The organism is Leptospiraceae bacterium (assembly GCA_015075105.1).
Taxonomy (GTDB): domain Bacteria; phylum Spirochaetota; class Leptospiria; order Leptospirales; family Leptospiraceae; genus JABWCC01.
On the sequence record JABTUZ010000001.1, the window covers coordinates 1,763,365 to 1,777,075 of the forward strand.

Below are 13,711 nucleotides of genomic sequence, written 5' to 3' on the forward strand. Positions count from 1 at the left end.
TCTCATTAAGTTTTATAAAAGAAGTATGTCGCATAACGTCTAATTTTAAATTGGCTCAGCGTTTCTGATTGCTTCTTCGATTTCTTTTAATTGTGTACTGATACGTGCATCAATTGCACCAACGTCGGTTTCGATAATGACTCCACCTCGATCCACTCTTGAGTCTTCGGAAATATTTACCTTTCTCAATGATTCCATCATTTTTATAAGCTCGTCCTTATGAGCCGCAGTAAGTTCAAGGTCAGCAAAATTCACACGAATATCAACTCTATCTCTGTCTTTGATTCTCTTAAGCGCTTCTCGAATATTGTTAAGTACAATTTCTTTCCTTTCTATGATTTCATCTTTAATAACCTTTCTTGCGATGATAAGTATCATTTCCACCATTTGCTTTTCGGATGCTTTAATTATATCTTCACGAATATCTATTGCTTTTCAGACTATCGTACTAATCTGTCGATAAGCCTAACTTCCTTGCCCTTTTTTTGAAATGCTCCTACTGCCATCATACCCTTTCTGATAGGCTTCGTGCTCTACCTCGGCAACTTTCATCTCGGCTTCTTTGATCATTCTCTCTACTTCTAATTTAGCGCGATCCATGATTTGATCGGCTTTTGCTTTTCCGGAGTCTTCTTCTAATTTTACCTTTTCTTTTGAATCCTGTATCATCTGGAAAGCACGAGTCTTTCCTTCTTCTTCTATTGCTTCGGCTTTTTTTCTTGCATCTTCTAATAACTGTCGAACCTGTTCTTCCGTTTCCTGTCTATACCTATCAAGCTCGGCTTCAATTTCTTCGATGGAAGGTCCCTGGTACTGTTCGATTACATTTCCTTCTTGATCGACCTCGAACTCTTCTGCTTCTTCATCTCTGTGAAATTTTTTGTATTTATCGGGGATTATAAGCTCTACTTGATCTTGGATATCAGCAATCTGAACAGGTTTGAATACAAGTTTACTCATCTATTTTATCTTCCATATTTTGATATAACCGGAATCCACCGACAATCGTAGTGCACCCAGAATACCTTTTTGAGCTTCTTCAATTTCAGCGAGAGAAATAGGTCCCATTGAATCCATCTCACATTTTACGCTTTTTCTCAACCAGTTATCAATTAAAGAAAAAATTTCTTCTTTTAAAGAAGTCTCAACACCTTTCAAGGCAGAGGCAATTACAATAGGATGAAATTTTTCTAGAAATTTAGTCAAAGAATTTCTCCCGATTTTCAAAAGATCATTCATATCAAAATAGTGCTCTGTTATATTTTCGGCAAACTCGGGATTTTTTTCCCTAATTTTAGAGATTAGATCACCCGAAATATTTGGACTAACCTTTGTTAAAATGTCAGCTACCTTTCGGCCATTTCGATTTTTTACGGTAGGAGATAGCTCTCTCTCAATCAATGCTTTTTTAAATTTAACAAACCTCTCTAACTCATCTGCATTTTTATCTGAATAAAAATCTAATGCTTGTATCTCTTCTAACACCTCTTCTCTAAAACTATCCGAAAACTCTTCAAAAAGCAGAGAAGACTCTTCGGGATCTGTATATGACATAATCAGGGCAACAATTTTCGCAGACTCACCAAGCACTAACTTAGAAAGTTCTTTCTTCTTCGTCCTTTTTAAATATTCAACTACAGATTCTTCCTTTTTAGCATCTTTTACAATCTTCTCAATCTCTGCTAATATCTCTCTCGCAAAATCTGTATTCTCTTTCTTTGGTGTAGAAATTGGATTTTGAAAATGCTTTCCAAATAACTTTAGAACCTTGTTCTCGTCTTCTTTGGAAACTGCACCCGCAGAATCCAACTCTCCGAGAAGTTTTTCTATTTCCTCAGGTTTTAAATAAGAATACACTTCTTGGGGAAGTGAATCCCCAAGCATCCCAAGTAGTATCGCTGATTTATTTTTTACTCTGGAAGAAATTGTTTTCAACTGCCTTCCTCTTCACTTAGCCATGTTCTAATTAACTGTGCAACATCTTCAGGCTTTTCCTTAGACAAGTTAATCGCATTTTCGAGAAGTTCTCTACGGAGTTTTTCATCTAAAGATAGCTCTACCTCAGCCCCCCCTTCCTCCATTACTCGAAGAGCTGCCTCTCTCATCATCTGTTGTTGAGCTGCAAGTTCTTCTTCACGTAATCTTCTTCTTCGAGCCATTTCTTTTTTAATAGTTCTGTATAGTAGCACAACCAATACAAGGACAATCAAAATGATAAGTGATGCCACAATCATATTTCTCATGGCTCTTTGCTTTGCAAATTCTGCATCTTCTTGAGCAAACTGTAAAGTTCTATCTCTTGGGATTGTAATTACGCTAATCTGATCTCCACGAGCTTTATCTAAAGTGACTGCTGCTTCTAAATTTTTCTTTATTAATCTCAGTTCATCATCAGTAACAGGATGGTAGGTTCGATCAAATCCAGTCCCGTCTGCTTTTTCTTTTTTAGTCCAAACCCCGTCTATTACAACAGACAAAGAAACTTTCTCGATCTTCCAAGGTTGCTTTTGAACATCACGAACTCTTCTGTTGAATTCATAATTGTTAATGTTTTCATTTTTTGTATATTCTGCTTTCTGGTAATCTGTATCTTTATACCCTGGAGGCAGGTTGGGCTCAGTTCCTGCGGGCCCATCTGGTGTAAATCCCTTGCCTGCAAATTTTTCAGAAGTTTCTTTAGACGATACTTTTAATGAATAGCCATCCACTAATTTTAACTCAGAGTATGGTGTATTTGGATCATCCGGTATGGCTACTACAGGGGAGACTGAATTGTCTTTAAATGTTTCTTTGTCCCAATTCAATACATACTCAAACCTTGTAATATCCACTCGATCCTCACCGCCAAGACTCCACCTTAAAGTATTTCTAATATCTATTAATCTTTTTACTCTCTGCTCTTCTTCTATCCTGAGTTTTTCTTGAACAATCCTCAATTCAAGTTTTTCTTTTTCTAAGTCTTCTTCAAAATCACTGATGATCTTTCCATCGGCATCAGCAACACTTACATTCTCTAACTTTAATTTCGGAACAGCTCTCGCTACAAGATTTACAATTCCCTTAACTTCCTTTTTGGACAGAGAGTCTACCCCCGGAATAAAATGGAGTATCACTGAGGCTTTGACTGGAGACTGATTATTTTCAAATAGCTCCGCATCTGGAAAGGCAATATTTACATCTGCCTTCTCTATTGACCGCAAAGTCATTAAAGATTTCTCTATTGCACCTTTTAAGGCTCGGTATTTTTTTATGTCTTTGTCAAACTGGGTTTCAGTGAATTTTTCTATATCAAACAATTCCCATCCTTGAACACCTGCAGGAATTAAATTTTCCTGAGCGAGTCTTGTTATAATTTCTTGCCTCTTGTCGGATTCAACACTAATGATTGAAGTATCGCTCGCTGAATACTTAAACCCCATAGCATCCAATTTCTTCGTTATCTCAGAGAAATCTTTGGCTGGGAGGTCTTTAAATAATATCACGGAATTCTTTTGAAGAGATATACTGGACAATATAATCACCGCAACAATTATCACGCCAAATACTGTTCCAAGTATGATCTTTTTCGTACTATCAATTTTATTCAGTAGAGTTTTAATTTGTTCTAAAATTCGTTGTAGCTGTTCAGGCATATTTTCCTCAGATCGAAATTATGTGACATAATATTATTTACGGCTAAATAGTACAAACTTTTTTTTGATTTTTCCGATTTTTTTTGTTTTTTTTCGTCGGGGTTGTTTTCTTCTATTCGTCGGGTTTATGTCGTTTTAGTCTATTATATCGGGTAGTTTTTCTCTTGGAGAGGTAAGCTCCCCCCGCAATCGTGGTTACCGGGGTGGGAACTCCATTCTCGAAGAATCTGGTGGGGAGAATTATGTCCCATTCGGCAAGGTCAAGCACCAATAAAAGTGTAAAAAGAGCGGTCTTTGTGGTACCAAGCCAATCTGCAAGAATGCCAAGCTCAATCCAGTCCTCGTTATTCGGGGTAAAATTCTTCTTCTGCAAATTCTGTCCGACTTCTTGGTAAGCCTTTTTCACTCTATCCATCTTCTCAAAAGTCCCCCAAAGAATCACGTTTCTGTATCTGTTCAGCAATGCGTGCAAATATTTTCGTCTCGAAAAACCCGTTGTTCTTCTATTGAACTCGTCCATATATTTTGCTGGAACAAGCAAGCTCGATTGTGTTTCTACATATTTTTAGGATTCATAATTTCTCCTTAAGTAAATTTTTCTACTCTCCTTTATATAAAAAGCTAGCTTTAGAAAAAATTTTGCAATTTTGGAAAATTTTTAGCTTATAGAAAAGTCCCAAATCTGCACTAAACGCGAAATCTTTTTTTAATCCCCCCAAAAAGTGGAGTTCCCACATTTTTGCATACAAAGTGAAAAATCTGTACTAAATGCGAAATTTCAAAAACTCTACTAAAGCTCAAAACCTCATCCTATAAGATGAACCTATTTGCAAAGATTCTACCTCTACGATTTCCGACCTCAGACTTGAGGCATCAGTCCTCTGAATTGGAGATCCCACATTTTCGCACGAAAAGTGTAAAATCTGCACTAAACGCGAAATACTATAAACTATACTAAAAATCAAAACCTCTATCGTAAAAGATAAACCTATTAGAGAAAGATTTCCAACTCCACTATTCCAGTCTTCAGACCTCAGTCATCAGTCCTCCGAATTGGAGTTCCCGTTTAAAATGCAGTCCTCCGGATAACTGCATTTTTCACTACTACTGAATTTGTAGGAATTGAAGTTTTATTTTATATTTGCTCTATAAGATTCGATTGTGCTTACTGATAACACAAATTTTATATCCGCTTAACACCTCGGTAAGCAACGAATTTTTTTGCCTAATTCGTTAAAAAAAACTCAAGGCTCGATATTGCTATTTGAAAAATTTAATGGCTGTTGCTAAGATTCCAGTCTGAGCGATGATAAGTCCGGTTGTTCAACCAATAGTCCACCCCAGATTTTCTGACTTATTTTGTTCCAATTTAAGTTCAAGGTTTGGATTTTATAAGAATCTATTTCGATAATTATTACTTTAACTTTCCATATAGATGATCAGTATTTTATTTTATTTTATTTCAAATTGAAACCGAAGTTAAGCTAAAAATTTAAAACGAGATTAGGTCTGGTAAAATCGGCTGAAAATACTTAAGAGTAAGGCTGAATCTATGAAGAAAAGTTCACTTGCAAACTTGTCACTACAAATCAACAGAGCCAAGTCTTCAATCTATTTAAAAATTGTTGCACCCGAATACATAATCGTAAACTTACAAAATACAACTTTCAAATACCATTCCGATCCAGCCAATGAGAAATACTCATTTACAAAAAATTCAAAAGATGGGATTTTTACTTCTAAAGAAATTTCTGAAATTTATTTTCGATTGGAAGATTTTTTGAAATAGCGGTTAAAAATTAACTTATTAAAAATTTTAATGAAATTATTTCCTACTTTTTTATAAAATCTTGACAATTAATAATGAACTTTCAAAAATTGGTAAACGAAGTCTTATAACAAAATTGCTTTTGAAAAAAAGTACGCATACTGCCGGTATCAAATTTTGATCCAGTTGGGAAAAACTTTATTATTCAACAAGCAAAAAGGAGATGATATGATCTTTTTCAAACAAACAAACAGACAGACAGACAAAAGGGCTTAATTCAACGTGTTAATTTTACAACACTAATTATTTTTTTTACGATTTCCGCACTTCTTTTTAACTTCTCCTCCTGTAATCTCATTTCTAAGAAAAAAAAAGATATACCTCCCTTTTGGATTTTACTGTTGTCCGGCAGTGGGGGCGGTGGAACAACCACCTGCACTTCAGCCCAGGCAAACATTACGAATATCAAAGACAAACGCATTGTGGAAACTGGGTTCATGATCGGTACTGCCGAATCAGGCACTACCAAGATCGAAGTGAGTATCGATAGCGGAACCTACGCATCAGCAACCGGAACCTCAAGCTAGAGTTACAAACTGCCGAGCGGCAGTTCTACCTGGAAGCAAAATAGCTCACATACTTTGAAAATCAAAGCGACTCTTTCCAGCGGAACCTGTGAAACCACGGCAATTACTGTGAGAAAGGGCACAAACAAGGACATCAATGGTGATGGGTACGCGGATCTGGTAACGGGGGCTTATAATCGTAATTCTGCAGCAGGGGCAGTTTATATATTTCACTCAGCTGGAAGTTCTGGGGTAACCATCACTGCTGCCGCATCGGCAACCACAACTATTGTTGGTTCGGCTGCAAGTGATCAATTTGGCAATTCCGTTGCCACGGGTGATATGAACGGGGATGGCTACGCCGATGTTATTGTTGGTGCAAGAAATCGTAATGGTACTGCCGGAGTTGCCTATATATTTCATTCGGCTGGAAGTTCCGGTGTGACAATCACAGCTGCCGGTTCGGCAAGCACAATTATTTCTGGCACGGCTGCAAGCGATCAATTTGGCTATTCGGTTGCAGCGGGAGATATAAACGGCGATGGCTATGCCGATATGATCGTGGGTGCTTACACACGTAATGCTGGTGCCGGGGTAAGCCAGGGAGTTGCCTATATATTTCACTCAGCTGGAAGTTCTGGGGTAACCATCACTGCTGCCGCATCGGCAACCACTATCATCGCGGGGACATCTGCAAGTGATGCTTTTGGTGGTTCTGTTGCCACGGGTGATGTGAACGGGGACGGCTACGCCGATGTGATCGTGGGTGCAAGAGGCTTTAGTGCTGGGTCAAATCAAGGACGTGGCTATATTTTTCATTAAACTGGAAGCTCTGGGGTATCCATTACAACCGCCGCTTCGGCAACCACTATCATTTCTGGCACGACCGCATCTGATAACTTCTGTTTTTCCGTTACCACGGGGGATGTAAACGGTGATGGCTATGCTGATGTGGTCATTGGTGCGTATGGGCGAAATGCAGGAGCAGGAGCTGCCCAAGGAGTTGTTTATGTTTTTCATTCGGCTGGAAGTTCTGGTGTAACCATCACCGCGGCCGCATCGGCAAGCACTATTATAGCCGGCACATCCTCAAGTGATACTTTTAGCTACTCTGTTTCCATGGGAGATGTAAATGGTGATGGCTACGCTGATGTGACAGTGGGAGCTTATGCCCGTAATGCTGGCATAGTAGGTCAAGGAGTAGCCTATATTTTTCACTCAACTGGAAGTTCAGGGGTAACCACTACGGCCGCCACATCAGCAAACAGCACAATAATCGGAACATCTACAAATGATTATTTCGGCTTTTCTGTATTTTAAGGTCGGAATAGAGAAAAATATTTGTGATAATATAAGTATATTGTAAGTGAAGAAGCTGGTGAATGGCAACTTTTAGGAGGACTGCCTTCAATAATATTAAGGTTTCTTAAATTCATAACCACTTCGTAATCAGTGTACTTGCCTGAAGATTTGCTACACTCAAGTGGGAACACCTCTTTTTTAGTGAGGTTTTTCAATTTATAGTTTTTTTTACTTGAATTAAAACTTTATTCCTCCTATCACCTGCCCTTTGCCTATTGCGACATAGAGCTATAATTTTACAGAAAAAGTCCTAAATCTGCACTAAATGCGTAATCTCTTGAAATCCCCCAAAAAAGTGGAGTTCCCACATTTGTGCAGAAAAGGTGAACAATTGGTATAAAACATACACTTTACTGAAAAGAGTGGAGATCCCACATTTTTGCACGAAAAGTGCAAAAACTGCACTAAACGCGAAATACTAAAAACTCTACTAAAGATCAAAACCACTATCTAAAAAGGAAATCTAATTGAAAAAAAATCAAAATTGAAAATAGAAAAATTCTCTATGTTCAAAAACACCAAACAAACTAAATTGCACTGAAAACAAAATAATTAGGCTAATTAGAACCAATGGATGAAGGGATTTAAAATTTAAAATCTCCATTTCTTTTTTATACAATTGGAAAGATTGCACTACGATAATCGGAGAAATAAAAAAAATAATCTTCAAAAATAAAGAAAGGCTAAAATAAATTCCACTAAGATTTGTTAAAATTCTCTCCAAGTGAAATAAATTTTCTACTCTAAATAATAACAGCCCAAGAGCAAAAAGCCAAAAGGTCAGAAAGACTCCCACGTATTTAGTAAATTTCTGAACAAAATTAGGAATACTTTTAAAATAAGTTGAAGCGTACCGAAAAAGCAGATTGTACAATACAATTTGAATACCACAATAAAAACCCCATATTAGATACCCATAGGTTGCCCCATGCCAAAGTCCACCAATTACCCAAACTATAATCAAATTGATATTTTGTCTAAATAAACCGATTCGATTTCCACCCAATGGAATATACAAATAATCCCTCAACCACGTCGATAAAGAAATATGCCATCTCTTCCAAAATTCAGATGGGTTAGAAGATATAAATGGAATTAAAAAATTATGCGATAGGCGAAATCCCATCATCTTTGCGAGTCCCCTTGCTGCATCAGTATATCCACTAAAATCTGCATACACTTGAAAGGCAAAACAAAATGCAGAATAATAAATCATTCCCTCTGGAATTTGGTTGTTAGGATCAAGGCTTGCATTTACAAATCCTGAAAGGTTGTCTGCAACAAACACTTTTTTAAAAATTCCCCAAACGAAAAGTATTCCCCCTGAATAAAAATTATAAAAATTTAATTTTCTTTCTTCTTCAATTTGTGGAATTAAATTTTCTGCTCGTTCAATTGGCCCAGCTAACAGAAGAGGAAAAAATAAATCGTAGATGCTAAAAGTAATAATGCTGTTGGTAGGGAGTATTCTATTTTTATATACATCAACAATATAACTTATATTATGAAATGTGTAGAATGAAATTCCAACTGGCAAAACTATACTTAGAATTGGAATTGGCTTAGCTTGCCCGATTGCTAAGAATACATCGTTAAATACATGGCTCAAAAATAGAGTGTATTTAAAGATTATTAAAATAAGTAAATTCACTACAATCCCAAATACTAAAAAATGTTTTTTGACATTCGAGATAGAAATTTTCTTTCCAAGATAGAAATTGAATATAATAGAAAATAAAAGAAGAAAACTCATCTTAACATCCCAGAAGGAATAAAAAATCCATCCGCCAACAAGAAGCAAGATATTTTGAATTCTACACTTTGCGGAAATATAAGCTACATATAAAATTATAAAAAATATAAGAAAATGAACTGAATTGAAAAGCATCCCTTTTTCAAGACTCTTCTAAAATATTTAGAAAATCAGTTTTTTCTTTTGAATCTTTAGGGTATGCAATTGAATGAGTATTCACAGAGAGAGTAAAGTTTTTTGGAGATTTTTCGTATTCGGAGATTTTTAATTTTATTTTTTTGATTACTATGTTTGCTTCTTCGGTATCTTTTCCTTGCAAAATTACCGCAAACTTTCCTCTGCCGATTTTAACAAGAAAATCGCTTTCCGAAATATTTTCATAAATTTTATTTCTTAAAAAATCTGCGAAATTCACAAAGAATTCTTGACCAAGAAGATTAATTATTCTGGAAGAATCTTGAATTTTCAGAACTACCAAACAGAACGATACAGAAAGTTTTTCACTTTTTCGAATTTCTTCTTCTAATCTTTTTTCGATAGGATTGAATGGGTCTCGAAATACAGATTCTTTCTCTTTTAACATCATTACATTCGCAATTACAGGGGCACTAACTTCCGAGATTCCTACTGCAATTTCCCTATTCGTATTTGTCCAAGGAAATGAAGTCTCGTGTACAACTATAAATCCTACAAGCCAATTCAAATTTATCAGAGGTACAACGATAAACTCTTTTATAAACCCAAGGTCATCGTTTGAAATTTGTCTTTTTAAATCTCGAATTTCTCTAAAGTTCTCAATATTGTAAACACCCGGAATATTCGAGACAATCCCTACAATTTCTGAATCTCTCTCTATATGCAATTTTTGAATACTTTCCGGAGAGATTACATTGGAACTAAATGGAATATATCCTCGCTCCCCTTCTCGATCAAAAATAAAAATAGTATATCGCATAACGCCCAACTCTTTCGAGAAAGTATCAAACAACTCATCCATCGCACCGTCAATGTTACGAACCTCTGATAATTTTCTTGAAACAGATATTATGATTTCATTTGCTTTAATCACTTCATTCAGATTCGAAATCTGAGCATTCTTCTTTTCTGTTTCTTGAATTTTTTCAAAAAAAGAACCTGCCAGTTCTCCTGCAATTTTTATATACTCTAAATCATCAACCGTATAGTCTTCGCCTGCAATATTTTTTCCTACAAAAATCAAACCATAGAGTTTTTCGTGGCAATGGATTGGCATAATTATTTCAGAACTCAATTCATTTAAAAAATCTTTTTCTCTGGTTGGAATTTTTGCAACAATATCAAAAAAATATCGAACACTTATTTCATTACAAAATATTGAATACAATTCATCATCTCTATGTATTTTCCAATCTGGATTTACTTCAATCCCGTGAGAATCAACAAGATACAGAGTTTCAAACTCAGCATGCTTTGATGAAAATATAGCTATAGAGTCACAACCAATTTGCCCAGTGAGAGAATACGATAGCCCTTCAAAAAAATCATCATAGCTTTCAACCAACGATATTTCTTTGATTAATTCAAATAAAGCGAGATAATTTTCGATCTTCTTTTTTGATGCGATATGTGTTTCTGAAGGTACTGTGGTAAAGTCAGAATCATCATCAAACAAAAAATCTTTTTTTTCATCAATAGGGTCTTCTGAGATTGGACGAAATGGAGTTTTTTTTGCCTCATACTCTGCATCCTTTTCCCAATCCTTGAACAAATCATCCGGTGGAATACTACCCAGATTTTCTTTCTCTTTTTCTTCTAATTTTTCCTCTTGAGTAACTTGCTCTTCCTTTTCTTCTGATTGTATCAAATCAGACTCCGTTGAATCATCCTCATTTAGAGAAAAACCCAAATTCTCGTTTTCATCTGATTGTTTTTCGTCAAGGGATGGAGAAAAACCTTTAAAGTTTGCAGAAACCTCATCTATTCCAAAATCGTCTTCAGAAGTTTCTAATTCGGGCTGAGGCAGTTCATCTTCTAAATTTAGTGGTTCATGAATTTCGTTAATTTCAAAACCTTTTTGAGTAGATTGATTTTTTTCTTCTAACTCTTGTGCCCTTTTAAATAACCCCTTATTTACACTTGTTTCTTTTTGACTTGCCTTTGAGATATTTTCTGCTTTTTGTAATAGTGAATTTTTTTTTTTATCTTCTGAAAGTTGAGACTTAACTTGACTACCAGTTTTGGCTTTCTCTAATAAACCCATAAATTTTACAAGCCCAGATCATTCATTATCTTCTTATATAAAGAGAAATAATCAGACTTTGAAAATTCTGCTATTACATTTTCAGGAAGGTTACCAAGAAGATTATCCAAGTAAGACAGCATCTTCTGCATTTCTTCTCTGGAAAGATTTTCTGACTTATCTTGAAGTCCGACACTTTCTTTTTCTCTTTGAATATTTTCAATTTCTTTATCTGCCGAATACCCATGAAGTTCTTCAAGTGGGGATAAATTACCTTCTTCCGCATATTCATCTAAATCAATCACTAAGGAATCTGCCTCACTATGTTCGGCTTCATCTACAATTTTACTTTTGGCTTCTAACGTATCCTCTGCTGAAATATCTCCAATGATTTCGTTTAACTCCGGTTCGCCCAAAGGTTCTATTTTATTTTCTCTGTCAATAGAAGAATCTGATTCTAAGATATTGCTTAACTCATTATCAGAAAGTGCAATGTCTTCACTCAAATTAACTGAATTGTCTAAATCACTTTCTGTTGAATCTGTCTCTAAGATATGTCCTAATTCATCAAGAGGCATCGTAATAGAATCGTCTTCAATTTCTGCGTATTCGTCTTTGCCTAAATCACTTCCAGAATCTGGTGGTGACTGAAGGATTGGCTCATCCGATTCTAAAATATGATCTAATTCATCATCAGATAGTGCAATTTCTCCATCTTCGTCAGGCTCTCCAAAACTATCTGTATCAAAGATATCTTCGCTTTCTTCTTTTGTTACAGATTCATCTTCTGTAATGTGTGCAAGCTCATCCGGAGAGAGTGCAATCGGCTCGTCATCGCCCTCATCCTCAAAAGAAGATGAGAGTATCGGCTCATCCGATTCCAACACACGCCCTAACTCATCATCAGATAGATCAACTTCTCCATCTTCGTCAGACTCTCCAAAAATATCTTCGCTCTCTTCTTTTGTTAAAGACTCGTCTTCAGTTATATGTGCAAGCTCATCCGGAGAAAGTGCAATCGGCTCGTCATCGTCTTCGCTATTTAATATAGAAGAATTTGTTTTGAAAGAATCTGTAGTTTTTTTAGAAGGAATTTCTTTTTCTTTATCTAAAGAAATATCATCGGATTCAAGAATTTGGTTCAATTCATCATCTACAAGAGGGATCGCTTCATCGAGGTCGAGATCAAAGTCTTCGTCAAATGCAGATGTATTTGAAAAATCGTCATTGCTATCCGATAAATCCAAATCCAGATTTTCATCTTCTAAATTAGACCCAAATTCAAAACTATCTCTGTCTTCGTCTATAGTATTATACGAATCTTCAAAATCTTCACTATCAATAGAATCATCAACCGAACTTGCAACTAAATTAGATAATTCATCACCAAAATCCGAATTCTCGGGAATAGTGGTTAAATCATCTAATGAAGGCGGCTCCAATCCACTATCGTCGTTTTTATTTCCTGAATCATCGCTTAACATTTGATCTATATCATCGTAGGAAATTTCTTTATTTTCTCCATTATTTTCTATATCAGGAAAATCATCCAAAGACAAGTCTAAATCCAAATCTTCAGATTCCTCTGTTTGTAAATTTTCAGCATCGGTAAAACTATTTTTCAGTTTTTCTTGTTTTTTATCCGCCATTTACTTTTCCTGTTTTCCGATGTTTACAATCTGCCCATCAATTAATTCTATATCTTGAATTTCTTCATTATAATTTTTTAGCCCTCCGGATTTTTGAATCAAATCCGAATACTTAGCTCCTTCCTCCAACTCATATACACCCGGGTTTTGAACCTGCCCGGATATCCTGACATGAATCTTTTTGGGTGGATAAATTTTCTTTATCCAATCTCTTTTATCCTTCAAGTAAAAACCGATACCCACAATTGCTATAACAATTGCAATTCGATAGTAACTTATTTTTCCGGATAAAATATAGCTAACCCTCTCTATCATTTTCGGAAAAGGAAAGCAGAAAAAAAAGGATTATTTAATAAGGAATGCAGAAAACTTGAGGTTAATTTTCGTGAATTGCGATTCTTGTCTTGGCTTTTTTCAAAGCAAGAGACCTTTCTGGGCTCATTGGGGCTTTTTCCCATTTTTCCAGATCGGATTTTGCTTTATGTAAGTCTATTCTTTCTCTCAAGTCACCACCACCTGTCAAAACACTCACTAGATTTGTTTTTACCTCTACAAATCCACCTTCAATCACCATTTGAATCTTTTGATCGGAAGAATTTACTTCCATAATTCCAATATCCAATTCAGAAATCATGGACGCATGATTTGGGAGTACCCCAAAATACCCGTCAATTCCGGGAATTTTCAATGAATTTGCTTCCCCGGTATATAGAATCTTTTCCGGTGAAATAACTGTTAGAGAAATTTTATCTACGCCCATAAT

At 35.7% G+C, this 13,711-nt stretch carries 11 protein-coding genes and 1 pseudogene; 3 read left to right on the forward strand and 9 right to left on the reverse strand.

The features are described 5' to 3' along the window. Positions 1-45: 45 nt before the first annotated feature. From fliH to HS129_08730, 4 genes and pseudogenes are all read right to left on the reverse strand, one after another. Positions 46-960, reverse strand: a pseudogene (gene fliH / locus HS129_08715) (flagellar assembly protein FliH). Further along, entirely contained in the window at positions 961-1,935 is a 975-nt protein-coding gene (locus HS129_08720; GenBank protein ID MBE7412125.1) for an endoflagellar motor switch protein, read from the reverse strand. It lies immediately after the preceding pseudogene. Then, positions 1,932-3,632 (reverse strand): flagellar M-ring protein FliF, encoded by a 1,701-nt coding sequence (fliF, locus tag HS129_08725; protein MBE7412126.1) that lies wholly within the window; start codon positions 3,630-3,632, stop codon positions 1,932-1,934. Before fliF ends, HS129_08720 begins: the two co-directional genes overlap by 4 nt. 112 nt (positions 3,633-3,744) lie before the next feature. Continuing rightward, positions 3,745-4,173 (reverse strand): DUF1564 family protein, encoded by a 429-nt coding sequence (locus HS129_08730; GenBank protein MBE7412127.1) that lies wholly within the window; start codon positions 4,171-4,173, stop codon positions 3,745-3,747. Between the two features lie 1,011 nt (positions 4,174-5,184). On the opposite strand from HS129_08730, the gene HS129_08735 reads away from it, so the two are divergent. The 3 genes from HS129_08735 to HS129_08745 all read left to right on the forward strand — a co-directional run bounded on the left by HS129_08735 (position 5,185) and on the right by HS129_08745 (position 7,286). After that, positions 5,185-5,421 (forward strand): hypothetical protein, encoded by a 237-nt coding sequence (locus HS129_08735; protein MBE7412128.1) that lies wholly within the window; start codon positions 5,185-5,187, stop codon positions 5,419-5,421. A gap of 620 nt (positions 5,422-6,041) precedes the next feature. Further along, entirely contained in the window at positions 6,042-6,788 is a 747-nt protein-coding gene (locus tag HS129_08740; protein MBE7412129.1) for an FG-GAP repeat protein, read from the forward strand. Between the two features lie 129 nt (positions 6,789-6,917). Further along, a complete protein-coding gene (locus HS129_08745; protein ID MBE7412130.1) occupies positions 6,918-7,286 on the forward strand; it encodes an FG-GAP repeat protein in 369 nt (122 codons plus the stop codon). A gap of 520 nt (positions 7,287-7,806) precedes the next feature. On the opposite strand, the gene HS129_08750 is transcribed toward HS129_08745, so the two are convergent. The 5 genes from HS129_08750 to atpC all read right to left on the reverse strand — a co-directional run bounded on the left by HS129_08750 (position 7,807) and on the right by atpC (position 13,708). Then, entirely contained in the window at positions 7,807-9,216 is a 1,410-nt protein-coding gene (locus tag HS129_08750) for an MBOAT family protein (protein MBE7412131.1), read from the reverse strand. Positions 9,217-9,223: 7 nt separating this feature from the next. Then, a complete protein-coding gene (locus HS129_08755; protein ID MBE7412132.1) occupies positions 9,224-11,320 on the reverse strand; it encodes a diguanylate cyclase in 2,097 nt (698 codons plus the stop codon). Positions 11,321-11,325: 5 nt separating this feature from the next. Then, entirely contained in the window at positions 11,326-12,948 is a 1,623-nt protein-coding gene (locus HS129_08760; protein ID MBE7412133.1) for a hypothetical protein, read from the reverse strand. Next, complete coding sequence (locus HS129_08765; protein MBE7412134.1) at positions 12,949-13,263, reverse strand: SLBB domain-containing protein; 315 nt, start codon at positions 13,261-13,263, stop codon at positions 12,949-12,951. A 61-nt stretch (positions 13,264-13,324) separates the two neighbouring features. After that, on the reverse strand, positions 13,325-13,708 hold the full coding sequence (atpC, locus tag HS129_08770; GenBank protein MBE7412135.1) for an ATP synthase F1 subunit epsilon: 384 nt from the start codon (positions 13,706-13,708) through the stop codon (positions 13,325-13,327). Positions 13,709-13,711 lie beyond the last annotated feature (3 nt).